The 16,607-nt window shown below is 30.9% G+C and carries 15 protein-coding genes; 2 read left to right on the top strand and 13 right to left on the bottom strand.

Going from position 1 to position 16,607, the window contains the following annotated elements; genetic code table 11:
* Positions 1–212: 212 nt before the first annotated feature.
* The 3 genes from G4D72_RS01155 to G4D72_RS01145 form a co-directional block, all read right to left on the bottom strand.
* A complete protein-coding gene (locus G4D72_RS01155) occupies positions 213–1,703 on the bottom strand; it encodes a PLP-dependent transferase (protein WP_166075748.1) in 1,491 nt (496 codons plus the stop codon).
* Position 1,704: 1 nt separating this feature from the next.
* Positions 1,705–2,874, bottom strand: coding sequence for a trans-sulfuration enzyme family protein (locus tag G4D72_RS01150; protein ID WP_166075747.1), 1,170 nt, complete (start codon positions 2,872–2,874; stop codon positions 1,705–1,707).
* Positions 2,875–3,194: 320 nt separating this feature from the next.
* Positions 3,195–3,584 (bottom strand): hypothetical protein, encoded by a 390-nt coding sequence (locus tag G4D72_RS01145; RefSeq protein ID WP_166075746.1) that lies wholly within the window; start codon positions 3,582–3,584, stop codon positions 3,195–3,197.
* 246 nt (positions 3,585–3,830) lie between these two features.
* Between G4D72_RS01145 and metK the strand changes: the two genes are divergently transcribed.
* On the top strand, positions 3,831–5,102 hold the full coding sequence (gene metK, locus G4D72_RS01140; protein ID WP_166075745.1) for a methionine adenosyltransferase: 1,272 nt from the start codon (positions 3,831–3,833) through the stop codon (positions 5,100–5,102).
* 60 nt (positions 5,103–5,162) lie between these two features.
* Here the strand turns inward: metK and accD are convergent, their stop codons facing one another.
* The 3 genes from accD to tamL all read right to left on the bottom strand — a co-directional run bounded on the left by accD (position 5,163) and on the right by tamL (position 9,830).
* Positions 5,163–6,017, bottom strand: a complete 855-nt coding sequence (accD, locus tag G4D72_RS01135) for an acetyl-CoA carboxylase, carboxyltransferase subunit beta (RefSeq protein WP_166075744.1) — start codon at positions 6,015–6,017, stop codon at positions 5,163–5,165.
* Between the two features lie 111 nt (positions 6,018–6,128).
* A complete protein-coding gene (fbaA, locus tag G4D72_RS01130) occupies positions 6,129–7,196 on the bottom strand; it encodes a class II fructose-bisphosphate aldolase (protein ID WP_166075743.1) in 1,068 nt (355 codons plus the stop codon).
* A 69-nt stretch (positions 7,197–7,265) separates the two neighbouring features.
* Positions 7,266–9,830, bottom strand: a complete 2,565-nt coding sequence (gene tamL, locus G4D72_RS01125; protein ID WP_166075742.1) for a translocation and assembly module lipoprotein TamL — start codon at positions 9,828–9,830, stop codon at positions 7,266–7,268.
* Between the two features lie 32 nt (positions 9,831–9,862).
* Here tamL and G4D72_RS01120 point away from each other — a divergent pair, with 32 nt between their 5' ends.
* Positions 9,863–10,591, top strand: coding sequence for a TrmH family RNA methyltransferase (locus G4D72_RS01120; protein WP_166075741.1), 729 nt, complete (start codon positions 9,863–9,865; stop codon positions 10,589–10,591).
* An 83-nt stretch (positions 10,592–10,674) separates the two neighbouring features.
* Here the strand turns inward: G4D72_RS01120 and porT are convergent, their stop codons facing one another.
* From porT to G4D72_RS01085, 7 genes are all read right to left on the bottom strand, one after another.
* The gene (porT, locus tag G4D72_RS01115) at positions 10,675–11,373 is read right to left on the bottom strand and encodes a type IX secretion/gliding motility protein PorT/SprT (RefSeq protein WP_166075740.1); all 699 of its coding nucleotides are present in this window, start codon (positions 11,371–11,373) and stop codon (positions 10,675–10,677) included.
* 3 nt (positions 11,374–11,376) lie between these two features.
* Positions 11,377–12,108: a bifunctional demethylmenaquinone methyltransferase/2-methoxy-6-polyprenyl-1,4-benzoquinol methylase UbiE gene (ubiE, locus tag G4D72_RS01110; protein ID WP_166075739.1), complete on the bottom strand. Its 732-nt coding sequence runs from the start codon at positions 12,106–12,108 to the stop codon at positions 11,377–11,379.
* A gap of 41 nt (positions 12,109–12,149) precedes the next feature.
* Complete coding sequence (locus G4D72_RS01105) at positions 12,150–12,647, bottom strand: dihydrofolate reductase (RefSeq protein WP_166075738.1); 498 nt, start codon at positions 12,645–12,647, stop codon at positions 12,150–12,152.
* 102 nt (positions 12,648–12,749) lie between these two features.
* Complete coding sequence (locus G4D72_RS01100; protein ID WP_166075737.1) at positions 12,750–13,694, bottom strand: energy transducer TonB; 945 nt, start codon at positions 13,692–13,694, stop codon at positions 12,750–12,752.
* 9 nt (positions 13,695–13,703) lie between these two features.
* The gene (locus G4D72_RS01095; RefSeq protein ID WP_166075736.1) at positions 13,704–14,528 is read right to left on the bottom strand and encodes a thymidylate synthase; all 825 of its coding nucleotides are present in this window, start codon (positions 14,526–14,528) and stop codon (positions 13,704–13,706) included.
* 66 nt (positions 14,529–14,594) lie between these two features.
* The gene (locus G4D72_RS01090; RefSeq protein ID WP_166075735.1) at positions 14,595–15,854 is read right to left on the bottom strand and encodes a nucleoside permease; all 1,260 of its coding nucleotides are present in this window, start codon (positions 15,852–15,854) and stop codon (positions 14,595–14,597) included.
* A 23-nt stretch (positions 15,855–15,877) separates the two neighbouring features.
* Positions 15,878–16,498: a bifunctional nuclease family protein gene (locus G4D72_RS01085; protein ID WP_166075734.1), complete on the bottom strand. Its 621-nt coding sequence runs from the start codon at positions 16,496–16,498 to the stop codon at positions 15,878–15,880.
* Between the last annotated feature and the right edge of the window lie 109 nt (positions 16,499–16,607).

The raw sequence follows: 16,607 nt of genomic DNA, 5'->3' as shown, positions 1-16,607 counted from the left end.
TTTCCCCATACAACAACACTTATTGCAAAATTTATTTGTCATTTTTGATTCATTTATGGTACAAAGATATACAAATTTTCCATGAAACCAATTTTTATAGATAAATTTTCTATATTTTGCTACTTTATGAAACTATAAACGAATAATAATCTTTAAAATTCTATTTTTACAGAATATTATTCATCATGCTGTTTTTATTGTAATTTTTTAACTTATTCTAAAATCCACTGAAAAGCTTTGACAATAGCTTCTATCGGCTCTGTTCCAACAGAAATTCGCAATAAATCCGGATTGATTCCCAATTCACTGAGTTGACTTAAACCTTCTGCCGATTTTAAATACTCATAATGAGCCAAATACACGTAAGGCATTGCTAATGTAAATTCAGTTCCTAAACTAGGGCCTTTCGCTATTTGTAACTTATCGTAATAAAATGCTAAACTTTTATCAAACACAATCGATAATAAACCCGGAACACCATTTCCTTTTTGAATTTTCGAATAGTTTTCCCCATTCGCAGTATGAAACACACTTTTTACTTCCAATACTTTTGCTTGCTTTTTTAAATATTCGTAAAGTAAAATTGTATTTTCAGAAACTTTACGAACTCTATTTTCATACTCTAATATTTCAAAACCCAACCTTTTAATTTCTCCTTCAAAAGGTGGAATTACATATTCATGAAGCAACGCAATTAAACTTCTATCTTTTGCTATAATTGCTCCTAAAAGCAAATCGGCATTACCACATGCGAATTTAGTTAGACTTTCTACTGCCACATCACAAAACGGCAAAACATCTGCACAAAACGGCGTGGCTAAAGTATTATCTACAATTAATTTAACAGAAAACCACGAACATATTTCATATAATTTAGGCAAATCTACACATTGTAAAAGCGGATTACTCACCACTTCTGTAACCATCACAGCAACACTTTCATGATGAATTTCCAGCCAATTTTCTAGTTGAACTAAATCGAAAACATTGACTTGAAGATGAAAATTTCCTTTTCTTTCGATAATTTCCATGGTATCGACATACAACCAACCCAATTGTACAATTTTTGTTTTTCTAAATTCTTGTTGAACAGCAACTAAAGCTTCAGTAGCCGCAAATAAAGCATTCATACCGCAATTAGACAAAACAATATTCTCTGAAGAAGAACCGTAAGCTTCACTTAAGGTGTTTTTAATGTTCGAAATAGCTTCCGCTTCTTCCACCGTTTCTTCCTTAAAAATTGTATCGATAACCCGCAATTCATATAAAGTTGCTTCCGCTTTTCTTGAACTAATAATCAATCCCGCATTTCTGATAAAATCTGTATATTTTTTAGCGTTTTCATCATTGGAATCTAAAATTAAAAACACATTTTCAAATTCATCTTTAATATATTCGAAAACCACTTGAAACACTTTTTCGATATTATTTTTAGCTTGAATCGAAGAAATTGGAATCAGTTTCTTTTCATCTGAAATCTGATTTTTTGCTTTGATATAATCCGTTAATTGTTTCACAAAATGATTTTGAAAAAACCTCGGATAACCCGATTTCATTACCTCAAGAACATGTGATTTTCCTTCTTCATAATCGACAACATCCTGAATTTTCGGCAAACTAACTGAAACCGCATGCGGATTATTTAAAGGAATCGTTGCGCCACATGGAATCTCATTAAAATAATTTTCAACCGTTGTACTCATTTTACACACATTTACTAGTTTCTATTTTTAAAGCTTGTTGTATATCAGCAATTAAATCGTCAACATTTTCCAATCCTACAGCAATTCTAACTGTAGCATGAGTTAGTCCTATTTTCTTTAAATCTTCTTCCGAGTAAGTAGCATGACTCATTTTTGATGGAATTTCTAATCTTGAATCTGAAGTGCCGAAAGATACTTTTTCTCCAAATAACTTCGTATTTCGAATTAATTGTTCCGATTTTTCTGCCGATTTTAAAGTGATGGTTAACACCGAAGGAATAATTTTCATCTGTCTTTTAGCCAATTCATATTGCGGATGCGAGGGCAACCCTGGAAATTTTACCTCAACAACTTCTGAAAGCGAAAGTAAAAATTCTGAAAGTTGAATGGCGCTTTGCTCTTGCGTTTTCATTCTGTATACTAAAGTGGGCAAACCTAATGATACTAAAAACACATCAAACGGACTTTGCGCTCTCCCATTTGCGTTAGAAAAATAGCATAAACGTTCTGCCCAATAGTCAGTTTTTGCTATAATAGCTCCAGCCACCACACTTCCGTGACCAGAAATAAATTTTGTGGCAGAAAACAACGAAAAATCCGCTCCTAAATCTAATGGTTTTTGGGAAGCAAATGTGGCCATACTATTATCTACCGCAAATAAAGCATTGTATTTTTTACTTAATTCTGCTACTGCTTTTAAATCTACAATTTTTAAACTTGGATTGGTTGGAGATTCACATAAAACAAGTGTTATAGCATTATTTTTCAATACATTTTCTACTTCAATTGCATCTGTAAAATCGGCATAACATGTTTTAATATTTTGTTTTTCAAGTAGAATATTTAACATTCTGTAAGTTCCACCGTAACAATCTCTTTCGACTAAAACAGTATCGCCTGATTTTAAAACCGTATCAAAAAGAAGTGCTAATGCTCCAACACCTGTATTAGTACATACACCGCCAGCACCGTTTTCTGCAATTGTAAAAATATCTTCTAAGGCATTTCTAGTTGGATTATCAGTTCTGGAATAATCGTAGTTTTTATGATTAGGAAATTGCCTTTTATGATCGAAAGTTGCGGTATTGTAAATCGGCAAATGAGTCGCACCATAAGCATCGACTAAATTGGCATGTTGAGTGATATTAGCTAATAGAGTTTCAAGTTGCATGTTGGTTGAGTTTTAAATTTTAGACAAAAAAAAACCTCTACAAAAGCAGAGGTCTATTTATATTATTATTTTAGATTTAACAAATAGAATACCCTGCGGAACTTTTCCACATCATCAATTGCATCATCATTTTATTTGTTACTATTTGCACTTTGTTGTTTTTTTTAACGAGGCAAAAATAGAATAATTTTCTAATAAAATAAATATTCTAGTTAAATTATCTAAATTTTACTATTTAAAACATAAAAATAAGAAAATAAATCTAAAAAGCAACCGTCTAGTAGATTTAAAACTAATTTAAAATTAATTTTAGATTAAACTTATTTAGTACTAAGATATTCTTCTCTTAGATCATCATAATTGTTATAGAAAAATTCCCACACAAAACTAGACACTTCTTCATTTAACGTGTTTGAATAAATAAAATCTTGCTCGGTTAAACCTGCTTTACTGATAGCAATTTTTATATAAGCCAACGTTTCTTTTTGATTGTTTAATCCGAAATAAGCGTTTGCTAATTCTAAATATACTTCTTTAGGAGCAGTTGTTTTCAATTCGTTTATATATTGTTTTAATAATGGAATTGCAGCAGCATAATTTTCAACTTTAACTAACGATTTTGCTTTTTCCAACAAAAACTCATCCTTTTCATTCGCTATTGAAAATTGACTAAAACACACCAAAACAAACATCACTACAAACTTTTTCATATCATTAACTTTTAAAACTATTATTACTTAAATCTAACTACGAAAAGAAATTAAAATTGGATTCAAAAAATAAAAAAAATAATTATTCGATTTTAAAAAACTAATTAGTAAATTTGCACAGAATTAAAAGAGGAAAAATTTGAACTGATTGCAACCTCGTAAAAAAAATGCTAAAGCAGAACTTTCTTCCTTTAGTATTTCCTTGCAATTTTTTCGGTATTATTTATATAATTTATTTTTATAATTATGGCATATTTATTTACGTCGGAATCTGTGAGTGAAGGACATCCAGATAAAATTGCAGATCAAATTAGTGATGCATTAATTGATAATTTTTTAGCATTTGACCCAGCGTCAAAAGTAGCTTGTGAAACTTTAGTTACCACTGGACAAGTTATTTTAGCTGGTGAAGTAAAGTCTTCTACTTATTTAGACGTTCAAACTATTGCTCGTGATGTGATCAAGAAAATTGGTTATACTAAGAGTGAATATATGTTCGAAGCAAATTCTTGTGGTGTTTTATCTGCTATTCATGATCAGTCTGACGATATCAATAGAGGTGTTGACAGAGCTGCTGCAACAGATTTCGAATCGAAAGCTAACGCACAAGGCGCAGGTGACCAAGGAATTATGTTTGGTTATGCTACAAACGAAACAGAAGACTTAATGCCATTAGCTTTAGACTTGGCACATAAATTATTACAAGAATTAGCAGCATTAAGAAGAGAAAATTCGGCTATTACTTATTTACGTCCGGATGCAAAATCGCAAGTAACTTTAGAATATAACGATGACAACATTCCAGTTAGAATTGACTCAATCGTAGTATCTACTCAACATGACGATTTTGATGAAGAAACAGCCATGTTAGCCAAAATCAAATCGGACATTATTACTATTTTAATTCCAAGAATTTTAGCTAAATATCCGCAATACGCACATTTATTTAATGACAAAATTGAGTACCACATTAATCCAACTGGAAAATTCGTAATTGGAGGACCACATGGAGATACAGGTTTAACAGGTAGAAAAATTATCGTAGATACTTATGGTGGTAAAGGTGCTCACGGTGGTGGAGCATTCTCAGGAAAAGATCCAAGTAAAGTAGACAGAAGTGCGGCTTATGCAGCACGTCATATTGCTAAAAACTTAGTTGCTGCTGGTGTAGCTAGCGAAGTTTTAGTACAAGTTTCTTATGCCATTGGTGTTGCCAAACCATGTAACATTTACGTTAACACTTATGGTACAGCCAATAATGGTTTATTAGATTCTCAAATTGCTGATAAAGTGGCACAATTGTTCGATTTAAGACCTTATGCTATTGAGCAAAATTTAAAATTAAGAACTCCAATTTACAGCGAAACGGCAGCTTACGGACACATGGGACGTAAAAACGAAGTAGTTACCAAAACGTTTAAATCTCCAAATGGTGACGTTAAAACTATAGAAGTTGAATTATTTACTTGGGAAAAATTAGACCGAGTTGCAGATATTAAAACTGCTTTTGGAATTTAATCTTTTCTAAACAATCATAAAAAAACCCCGATTTTTAGTTGAAAATCGGGGTTTTTTGTTTTATCTAATATCTTGATTTAAAATTAAATCAACGTACATATTAATTTTGTCTTTTAAATCTTTTCTGTGTGAAATGAAATCTAAAAAACCGTGATCTAGTAAGAACTCTGAAGTTTGAAATCCTTCTGGTAAATCTTTACCCGTTGTATCTCTGACCACACGCGGTCCAGCGAAAGCTACTAAAGCTCCTGGTTCTGCGATATTGATATCACCTAGCATTGCATAAGAAGCGGTTGTTCCACCTGTTGTTGGATCGGTACATAATGAAATGTATGGTAATCTTTCTTCAGCTAATTGTGCTAATTTTGCAGAAGTTTTAGCCAATTGCATTAAAGACTGTGCCGCTTCCATCATACGAGCACCACCTGATTTTGAAATCATCACAAATGGCAACCTATGCTTAATCGCATAATTAATACCACGTGCTATTTTTTCACCTACTACCGCACCCATTGAACCACCAATAAAGGCAAAATCCATACAGCTTACTACGATGTCGTTTCCTTTAGATTTACCTACAGCTGTTCTAACTGCGTCTTTTAATTTTGTTTTTTCTGTTACTTCTTTTAAACGGTCGCTATATTTTTTAGTATCTACGAAGTTTAAAGAATCTACAGAAGTTAAATTTGCATCTAATTCTTCAAATTCATTATTATCAAATAAAATTTGAAAATATTCAGCACTACCAATTCTAACATGATAATCATCTTCTGGGCTAACCCATAAATTTCTTTCTAATTCGTCAGAATCAACAATTTTCCCTGTTGGAGACTTATACCACAATCCTTTCGGAACATCTTTTTTATCTTCTGTTGCGGTAGTAATTCCTTTTTCTTTTCTTTTAAACCAAGCCATAATAGTAAGTTAGAAGTTAGAAGTTGGAAGTTAGAAGTTGCCTTCAAAACATAACTTTATCTAACATATTAAAAATTTATTATCTTATATTTTGTACAATTAATTTGTAAATTATAACGTGTTTACATTATTTAAATCTGCGAAAGCTTGTTCTAATCTAGTATTGAATGTAACTTCACCTTCACGCACCCATTTTCTTGGATCGTAATATTTTTTGTTAGGCACATCGCTTCCTTCTGGATTTCCAATTTGAGTTTTTAAATAATCGATATTGTTCACCATGTAATCTCTTACACCTTCAGTATATGCGAATTGTAAATCAGTATCAATATTCATTTTAATTACACCGTAAGAAATTGCTTCTCTAATTTCCTCTAAAGTAGAACCTGAACCACCATGGAAAACAAAATCTACTGGATTTGCTTCTGTATTGAATTTATTTTGAACGAATTCTTGAGAATTTTTCAAAATCTTAGGTGTTAATTTTACGTTTCCTGGTTTGTAAACGCCGTGTACATTTCCGAAAGAAGCTGCAATAGTAAAACGCGGACTCACTTTCATTAATTCTTCGTAAGCATACGAAACTTCTTCTGGTTGCGTGTATAATTTCGAGCTGTCCACATCTGAATTATCTACACCATCTTCTTCTCCACCTGTTATACCTAATTCGATTTCTAATGTCATACCCATTTTACTCATACGTGCTAAATAGGATTTACAAATTTCGATATTTTCTTCAATTGGTTCTTCAGATAAATCGATCATATGTGAAGAATATAATGGTTTTCCTGTAGCTGCGAAATGTTTTTCAGAAGCCTCTAATAAACCATCAATCCATGGTAATAATTTTTTAGCACAATGATCTGTGTGTAAAATTACAGTTGCACCATAAGCTTCTGCTAAAGTATGCACATGAATGGCACCAGCGATTGAACCTAAAATAGCTGCTTTTTCACCAGCATTAGAAAGACCTTTACCTGCATTATATTGACCACCACCATTTGAAAACTGAATGATTACAGGAGCGTTTAATTTTGCTGCAGTTTCTAAAACGCCATTTACTGTACTACTACCAGTAACATTTACGGCTGGTAACGCGAAGCCTTTTTCTTTAGCATATCTAAAAATTTCTTGAACTTGATCTCCTGTTGCAACTCCTGGTTTAATAGTATGACTCATAATGTGTTTTTTATTTTTAATAATTTATTTTGTGTTGTTGAATTTACAAAAGTAATAATTTTATTAATTCTAGAAAGGATAATTGATACCTATATTAAATACAGTTTTTGATAAATTTACATCTTTAAGCCATCTTTCTTCATAACGCTTAGCTGGATTATAAGCTTTAAACCCAAAATCGCCACGAACTACGAAAAAACCAAAATCGTAACGCAATCCGAAACCCGTTCCTAAGGCGAATTCTTCGAAAGATTTTGCTCCTTTAAATTTAAGTTTTTCATCTTCCACATTATCAAAAACATTCCAAATATTTCCCGCATCAGCAAATAATGCGCCATTTAAACTGTTAAAAATATTAAATCTATATTCTAAATTTAAAGAAAATTTCAAATTGGCTTCATTAAAATCATTTACACTAGCACTTGAACCTGGCCCTAACGAATAAGCTTGCCATCCTCTATTATCATTACTTCCACCTGCAAAATAACTTCGTGAAAACGGAACAGAATTGGAGTTCCCATAAGGAATTGCTATACCTCCAAAAAATCGGAAAGCTAAAGAACTTTTTTTGTAAAGATGTAAGTGTTTGATGTATTCTAGTTCTGTTTTTATGTACTGAGCATATTCTACACCAAAAAGTGTTCTTTTATTATTGTCGCTAAAGCCTTCATTTTTTTGTTTTGCAATTGCGTTTAAAATATTACCAGAACTTTCTATTTTGGCTTTTATATTATAAAACTGCACATCGTTAAAATCGCTTTTTGTACTTAAATTATAAGAAAAACTAGAGGATAAAATTAAGTTGTTTTCGATAAGTCTTTTTCTTCTTTCACCAATAGTGTTGATGGTTTTGAAATTTTCTTCACTTCCAACATCTATAAATCCAGCACCAACTTGATTAATAAACTCAACTGCACCTGGAAAAGTTAAATCATTCCCTAAAATTTGTCCTACATTAAAATTTGGATTAGTGTTATAAACTAATGCTAAATCGTTCAACGTATCATACGAATAATTATATACATTAAAATAATTTCCAATATTTAGATTTCTAACAAATTGTAGGTTAAACAAATCGAATCTGAATTTTTTAGTTTCGTCTTTATTTAAGCCCCAATCGTAATAGAAACTTCCGTTATAATTTTCTTTATCTAAACCGATATTGGTTTGTTTAGAGAGTCCTAAAGTAATAGATGTACTGGGTAACGATTCTTTTTTAATTATGCTCTTGGTATTAATTGGAAAGAAAATCCTTGGAAATGTCAATTTTAAATCACCTCCATATTCTAAGATGTTAAAAAAAGCATTTGTACTGTTTTTGATACTCGGATCGGTTGAAGTTCCAAGATTGCCTCGAATGGAAAAATCTAAAATTTCGGCCCCTTTAAATATATTTCTAAAAGTAATACCTGTAAATCCGGAAATACCAAATTGTTGAATGTTAGAATGGGTTAAATCGCCTTTAATGTTAAATTGATATTTTTTTAAAGGTGTTAAAACAACGTTAGCTATCAATCCTTCACCACTAGCATCTTCAACATACTGAATTTGCGGATAAGAAAAGATTTTCAAGTTGGATAAAGCCCTTGTAGTTAACGTTTTATCTTGATCACTAAACAATTTACCTTCTTCAATAAAAATAGAATTTGTTATGGCTTTGGGTTTGTATTTTAATTTTCCAGAACTGTAAAAATTATAATTTTTGTAGGCAATACTGTCAATTCCAACAACTTTTTCTTTAACTTGTTTATCTGTAAAAATGTTGACTTTATTAATTTTATACAGCTTAAAAGGTTCTGTATAGCTAGAATCGCCTTTTTTTACAATTCGATTTCCAATATTAAAAGTTAAATTTAGTGTGTTTTTAGGTTTATCTATAGTATCGGCATCAGGTTGTTTTATGTAGTTTTCCTGAAAATGATATACGCCACGATTTCTAAATTCTGTAGTAATTCTTTTTTTCTCAATTGCAATATTCTCGGCGTTATAAGAAGTTCCAGATTTTATTAAAGATCGGTTAGATATTTCCACATATAATGAATCTATAATTGGAGAATTTATATTTCTAAAAATACTATCAATTAGGTAAGGTTTTCCTGAATTGATAAGGTATGAAATTTTTACTTTTTGCTTTTTTAAAGAATCAATTTTTGAGGTTACTTTCGCATCAAAAAAACCACGATTAAAATGATATTTAAATAATCTTTTTTCAGATTTTTTTACTCTTGAAGTATCTAAAATAGAAGGTGCTTCTCCAACTCTCTTAAAAAAATCGCTGTAACCTGAAACAAGAAATGATTTTCCTAAGCGATTCACTTGTTTTTTGGAATATAACTTCGTCATTTTCGCTACGCGATTTGGCTTTTTAAGTAACCAAGCCTGATAAGAAGAATCTGCGTTTTTTTTACTTAAATTAAAAAGTTGTAATCTTGGCTTAAAACCTAATAATTTACTGTTGGGTTTTTGGTACAACTGATTTTGTAAATCTTCCGCTTTTGTAGATTTACCATTAACTATAATTTCGTTATTATGAATTAGCAACTGTTTCTTTTGGAGTTTTCTTACTTCAGAACAGGAGTAAAAAAATAGTCCAAAAAGAAAAAATAGTACTATTTTTGATGTGAATTTTTTCAAACACTTAATTTTATTCAAAAATACAACTTTTTATGGTTAGCAAAAACCAAATTAAACTAATTAATAGCTTACAGCAAAAAAAGTACCGAAAAATACATCAACTTTTTATTGCGGAAGGTAAAAAAGTAATTCAGGAGCTTATTGATGCCAATTTTAGCTTGGAACATTTATTTGTAACTAAAGAAAATTTATTTGATAAAAAATTTCAAACAGAATTTATTTCTGAAAGTGAACTTAAAAAAATATCTGCATTAACTACCGCAAATGATTGTTTGGCTGTTTTTAAAATTAAAACAACTAGCTCTAAATTAGGTTCTTCTGATTTAGAATTGGCCTTAGATAATATTAAAGACCCTGGAAATATGGGCACAATTATTAGACTGTGCGATTGGTTTGGAATTTCTAAAATTGTTTGTACGGAAGAAACGGTTGATATTTACAATCCAAAAGTAGTTCAGGCTACTATGGGAAGTTTGGCTCGTGTGGAAGTTGTATATACGAACTTAACGGACTATTTAAAAACTACCGATTTAGACATTTTTGGTACTTTTATGGAAGGTGAAAACATTTATAAATCGGAACTACCTCCTAAAGGAATCATTGTTATGGGTAATGAAGCCAATGGAATTTCAAAAGAAATTGAGAATTTGGTAACTCAAAAAATCAGTATTCCAAGATTTGGCAGTTTACAACAAACAGAAAGTTTAAACGTAGCAACTGCGACGGCAATAATTTTATCGGAATTTAAAAGAATGCAATAACTTATTTTAAAGCAATTGAAATAAAAATATTATAGCAACTAACTGTTTTAGACTACTTTACTCTAAAAATAAATTATGGCATTTTAATGAAACGTGAAGTTGATAAAAACAGCTCTAGTTTTCATAGATTGTATGTTACCCGTCCAAGGAGAATTTGGGTCGTTGTCACGAATTAACTCATCATTCATACCAAAAACACCTCGAATTGAGGGTGAGAATTTGAAATATTCTAAATACAAATCCAAACCAAATCCAATCTCATAATTTTGCGTCCAAGTTTTCACTCTAAATCTGTCAGAAAAATTATCGTCGGGCGCTTTTTCGTTACTTCCTAAATTTAAAGTTGAAGAAACTCCACCTAATAAATAAGGCCTAACATTTCCGGTACGCAAAGCAGAATATTTTAATAATAGTGGAAAATGCAAATTGGCTGCTTTAACTTCTCTTAGTTTATCTACACTATTTGCAATATCAGGATATACTAAATTTCTTTGAGTAGCATAAAAACCAGGTTCAAAACGCAAATCTAAAAATTCATTTAAACGAAGATTTCCAACTAATCCGACATTAAAACCTGTAGAAGTTTTTAACTCGATATCTTTTCCAACAGTTAAATAATTAAATTGATAATTATAACTACTAAAGCCTAAAAAATAACCCCAATGCACCCTTTGTTTGTCGAAATTTTCTTGCTGAATAATTGGATCTTTACCAAATGTTCCGCCTTGTCCAAACGAATTTAGTGTAATGAATAGTAGTATAAAAATTGATTTGAATTGCATGTCTTACTTTTTTGATGCTTTATAAATTGTTGCCACACCTAATGTTTGAGGCAAGTGCTTTACATCTATAAACCCAATTTTTCGTAAAATATTGTTTAAAGCTTCTCCAAAAGGAAAATTTTGTGCCGAATTGGACAAATAGGCATAGGCTTTTTTATCTTTAGAAAACAATTTACCTATGGCTGGCATAATAAAATTGGTATATACATAATAACCTTGTTTCACAGGGAATTTTGTAGGAACAGAAGTTTCTAAAATTAACAGTAAGCCATTTGGTTTTAGCACTCTTAAAACTTCTGACAAACCTTTATCTAAATTCTCAAAATTTCTCACTCCGTAAGCAATGGTAATTACATCAAAATAATTATCTGCATACGGAATTTGTTCTCCATCACCTAAAACCATTTGAATTTTTGATTCTAGTTTTTTATCTAAGATTTTTTTCTTTCCAACTTCTAACATGCCGTGAGAAATATCTAAGCCAATAATTTCTTTTGCAGAAGTTGCAGCGAAAAGAATGGCTAAATCCCCAGTTCCCGTAGCTATATCTAAAATATTTGTTGGATTTTGAAGTTGCACCATTTTCAGAATCTTCTTTTTCCAGGCGGCATCGGTTCCCAAAGAAATAATTTTGTTCAATCCGTCATAATTCCCGGAAATAGTGTCGAACATTTGAGCAACTTGCTCTTTCTTACTGGTGTCGGAATCTTGGTATGGTTTTATGGTTTTAGACATGATTTTTTATTTGTGCTACAAAAGTAATTCAAAATTACGATTTACGAATTAGGATTTGCTTTAATAAAAGTTAAAAAAGTAAAATCGAAGGCATGTTTTTCATCTTTGGGATGAAATTCTTCGAAAACAACTTTCCATTTACCTGGATCAACTTCAGGAAAAAAAGTATCTGCTTCTACGATAGTATGCACACGAGTTAATTCAACTTTGTCAGCAATATCTATAGATTGCTTATAAATTTCACCACCACCGATAATGAAAATTTCTTCATTTTTTGGACAAACCTCAATAGCATTTTCTAAACTTGAAACCACAATACATCCTTCTGGTGCTTCGTAATTTTTATTTCGAGTAATAATTACATGCGTTCTGTTTGGCAAAGGTTTAGGGAAACTTTCAAACGTTTTTCTTCCTAAAATAATGTAATGTCCTGTAGTTAAAGCTTTAAAACGCTTAAAATCGTCAGGTAAATGCCAAACCAATTGGTTGTCTTTTCCTAAAGCGTTATTTGTAGATGTTGCGGCGATTAGTGTTAGCATAATTATTTAGAGTATTTGATAAAAGAAATTTACAAAATGTATATGAATTGTTTTAAAAGCAAATTATGATTTTTTAAAACACATCGAAACCAATTTATATTATCACTTAGCTTCCTCCACATCAATTAATAGAGGAATTGTAAAATATTGTTTTACTTTCAGACCTCTATATTCACCAGGAGTCCATTTTTCCGTATTTCTCAAAATATCAAGCAATTGATTATCAAAATAAGAATTTAAACTTTTAACAATTATTGGATTTTTAATCGATCCGTTTGTATCTACAATGAACTTAGCTATTACTTGACCTTTAAGGGCAGATTTTTGTCTTTTTGTTGACATTTGCGAACCAATTAGTCCTCTAAAACTACTCATTCCTCCATTTGGTTTTGCCTGAATAGCAATTTCTGTGTAATATTTTGATTCTTTTTTAGAAACTTTTCGCATTCCATTTAACAGTTTTCCTTTTGAATAATATTCTTCAAAATAAGGAAACACCTCATCATTTGAATTAAATTTACCTTCAAATAAACCATCAACTACATTACCAGTTAGAAAAAGTTTCTCATTTAAACCAAAATTAACTGATATTTCGAACTCAAATTTTCCATTGCCTTTAATAACTTGTTGCTCGCCTTCTTTGTTCCAAAATTCATTAATTTTATAAACAGAGTTTAATGATTGGTCATACTCCATTTGATATACTGCTTTTTTTAAGCCATTATCGTAATATTCTACTATATCACCATCTAATTTATTGTTTAAGTATTTTCTTGTTTTTGATATTTTTCCATTTTCGAAATACTCAGTTTCCTCAATGTTTTTTGCATAGTTTATTGTATCAACTACAATTTTTACAGCGTTTAATTTGCCTTTGTAAAAAGTTGATATCTTATATAAACTATCTTTCTTTTCATACACAATTTTTCTAAAACCTGTCTCATTAACGGACCTCATTCCTAGAGAATCAAAAAATTCTGTTTTGTATTCTTGTCCAAATAAAAAGGCATTAAAAAACAAAACTAAGAGTAAAACAATCTTCTTCATAAAATCTATTTATACCGAAACGGCTCCTTTAATGTGTTCATGAGGTTCGTAACCTTCTAAAGTGAAATCGTCAAATGTGAAATCGAAAATGTTTGTCACATTCGGATTTAATTTCATAGTTGGTAATTTTCTTGGTTCTCTACTCAGTTGCAAATTCACTTGTTCAATGTGGTTATTATAAATATGCGCATCACCAAAAGTATGAATAAATTCACCCGCTTCTAAATTACAAACTTGAGCAATCATCATAGTAAATAAGGCATAAGATGCAATATTAAATGGTACTCCTAAGAAAATATCAGCACTGCGTTGGTACAATTGACAAGATAATTTTCCGTCTGAAACATAAAACTGAAAAAAGGCATGACACGGTGGTAATGCAGCTTTTCCATTTGCCACATTTTCTGAAAACGAAACTGTAGTATCTGGCAAAACAGAAGGATTCCAAGCCGAAATTAACATTCTACGGCTATTTGGATTGGTTTTTAAGGTTTCGATTAATTCTGTAATTTGATCAATTTCTTCACTGTTCCAATTTCTCCATTGGTGTCCGTAAACTGGCCCTAAATTTCCATTTTCATCTGCCCAAGCATCCCAAATTTTCACACCATTTTCTTGCAAATAGGCAATATTAGTTTGTCCTTTTAAAAACCACAGCAATTCGTGAATTATTGATTTTAAATGTAGCTTTTTGGTAGTTACCATGGGAAAACCTTCACTTAAATCGAAACGCATTTGGTATCCAAAAACACTGATAGTTCCAGTTCCAGTTCGGTCGCCTTTTTGTGTTCCGTTTTCTAATACGTGCTTAACTAAATCGTGGTATTGTTTCATAGTAAAGTTAGAAATTAGAAGTTAAAAGTTAAAAGTGTAAAAATAGTTCAAAACCTTTAACCCTTTTTAATGATTGAATGATGCTACGTCTTTAGGATCGTGTTTGTGTTTGAATAAAACAGCGAAAGCAACAGCAATTACAAGCGCATAAATAGCAAATGTTAGCCAAATGTTGTGCCAGTCTTTTGCTCCTGTTTTAATATCTGTAAAATAAAGACTTATTATTTGTCCACTCACTATACTACCTAAAACTGCGCCAAATCCATTAGTCATCATCATAAATAAACCTTGTGCAGAAGAACGAATTTTCGAATCAGTTGAAGTTTCGACAAATAATGAACCTGAAATATTGAAAAAATCGAATGCCATTCCATAAACAACACATGATAAAATAATCATCCAAAGTCCATCACCTGGATTTCCATATGCAAATAATGCAAATCGAAGCACCCAAGCAATCATACTAAATAACATTACTTGCTTAATTCCGAAACGTTTTAAGAAAAATGGAATTGCTAAAATGAAAAGTGTTTCAGATATCTGTGAAATTGACATTATTATTGTTGAATATTTTACAACAATAGAATCCTTATATTCTGCAACATGCTTAAAATCGTCTAAAAAAACATCTCCATAAGCATTTGTTAGTTGTAAAGCAGCACCTAAAAACATACTGAAAACAAAAAACAATGCTAGTTTATAATCAGCAAATAATTTAAAAGAAGTTAAACCCATTAAATCTAAAAAAGATTTATTTTCAATAGTTTTTCCTTTTGGTTCGCATTTAGGAAGTGAAAAAGAATAAATACCTAAAATCACTGCAGCGATTGCAGCAATATAAAATTGATTCTCTGAAGCTTTATTTCCTGTTAAATTTGTTATCCACATGGCAGCAATAAAACCTACAGTTCCATATACCCTAATTGGAGGAAAATCTTTAACTACATCTAAATTATTACTTTTTAAGGCATTATATGCAACTGAATTCGATAAGGCTATCGTTGGCATATAAAAAATCATAGCTACTAATATTACCCAAAAGAAATCTGATGGATTTGTAACTTGAGGAACATAAAACAATGTAATTCCACCTAAAATATGTAGAATTCCATATAATTTTTCAGCATTTAACCATCTGTCTGCAATAATACCGCAAAGTGTTGGCATAAAAATTGAAGCTATTCCCATCGTTGAAAATATAGCTCCAAATTGAGCTCCATCCCAATTTTTTGTTCCAAACCAATAGTTAGCAACTGTAATTAACCAAGCTCCCCAAACAAAAAATTGGAGGAAATTCATTATTGTCAATCTAAATTTTATGCTCATTTTGTAGTATTTTGGTTGATTTTTTAACTCTCTTTTTTATCGATTTCTTCTTTTAATACCGCTGCTTTCTCGTAATCTTCGTTTTGAATGGCTTCCTCTAAGAGGTTATGCAATTCTTGTAAACTATATTTCGCATAGGCACTTTGTTCTTCCTTATCGTCTCCAAAAGTTTCTGGTTCTGTTAAAACTCCATCATTATGGGTATCTTCTGGATTACCTTCTTGAGTATTTAAATTTAAAAATACTCCAGCTTTGTCCAAGATGTTTTTATAGGTGAAAATTGGCGCGTTAAATCTTAGAGCTAAGGCAATGGCATCTGAAGTTCTGGCATCAATAATTTCTTCAATGCTGTCTCTTTCACTAATAATACTAGAATAAAAGACACCATCTACTAATTTATGAATGATCACTTGTTTGATTACAATATCATATTTATCCGCAAAAGTTTTGAACAAATCGTGCGTTAAAGGACGCGGTGGTTTTATTTCTTTTTCTAAGGCAATTGCAATAGATTGTGCTTCAAAAGCACCAATAACAATTGGCAACTTTCGATCTCCATCTTCTTCATTCAAAATAAGCGCATAAGCACCATTTTGTGTTTGACTATAAGATATTCCTTTAATGGTTAATTTTACTAAACTCATTTTGTACTTAAACTTTATTCAAATGTACTATAAAAATATTTTCCATAAAATAAAAGGCTATCTAAACAAGCTATTTCTATCTTATTTAGATAGCCTTTTTTAGGAGGCA

Source organism: Flavobacterium difficile, from assembly GCF_011392115.1.
In the GTDB taxonomy this organism is placed as follows: Bacteria; Bacteroidota; Bacteroidia; order Flavobacteriales; family Flavobacteriaceae; genus Flavobacterium; species Flavobacterium difficile.
The sequence above is the reverse complement of the archived record's forward strand: the minus strand, read 5'-3'. Positions and strand labels throughout refer to the sequence as shown.

Bases quoted from the DNA above. Each gene is read 5' to 3' on its own strand.
- G4D72_RS01155 (WP_166075748.1), bottom strand. From the start codon at position 1,703: ATGAGTACAACGGTTGAAAATTATTTTAATGAGATTCCATGTGGCGCA.
- G4D72_RS01150 (WP_166075747.1), bottom strand. From the start codon at position 2,874: ATGCAACTTGAAACTCTATTAGCTAATATCACTCAACATGCCAATTTA.
- G4D72_RS01145 (WP_166075746.1), bottom strand. From the start codon at position 3,584: ATGAAAAAGTTTGTAGTGATGTTTGTTTTGGTGTGTTTTAGTCAATTT.
- metK (WP_166075745.1), top strand. From the start codon at position 3,831: ATGGCATATTTATTTACGTCGGAATCTGTGAGTGAAGGACATCCAGAT.
- accD (WP_166075744.1), bottom strand. From the start codon at position 6,017: ATGGCTTGGTTTAAAAGAAAAGAAAAAGGAATTACTACCGCAACAGAA.
- fbaA (WP_166075743.1), bottom strand. From the start codon at position 7,196: ATGAGTCATACTATTAAACCAGGAGTTGCAACAGGAGATCAAGTTCAA.
- G4D72_RS01120 (WP_166075741.1), top strand. From the start codon at position 9,863: ATGGTTAGCAAAAACCAAATTAAACTAATTAATAGCTTACAGCAAAAA.
- porT (WP_166075740.1), bottom strand. From the start codon at position 11,373: ATGCAATTCAAATCAATTTTTATACTACTATTCATTACACTAAATTCG.
- ubiE (WP_166075739.1), bottom strand. From the start codon at position 12,108: ATGTCTAAAACCATAAAACCATACCAAGATTCCGACACCAGTAAGAAA.
- G4D72_RS01105 (WP_166075738.1), bottom strand. From the start codon at position 12,647: ATGCTAACACTAATCGCCGCAACATCTACAAATAACGCTTTAGGAAAA.
- G4D72_RS01100 (WP_166075737.1), bottom strand. From the start codon at position 13,694: ATGAAGAAGATTGTTTTACTCTTAGTTTTGTTTTTTAATGCCTTTTTA.
- G4D72_RS01095 (WP_166075736.1), bottom strand. From the start codon at position 14,528: ATGAAACAATACCACGATTTAGTTAAGCACGTATTAGAAAACGGAACA.
- G4D72_RS01090 (WP_166075735.1), bottom strand. From the start codon at position 15,854: ATGAGCATAAAATTTAGATTGACAATAATGAATTTCCTCCAATTTTTT.
- G4D72_RS01085 (WP_166075734.1), bottom strand. From the start codon at position 16,498: ATGAGTTTAGTAAAATTAACCATTAAAGGAATATCTTATAGTCAAACA.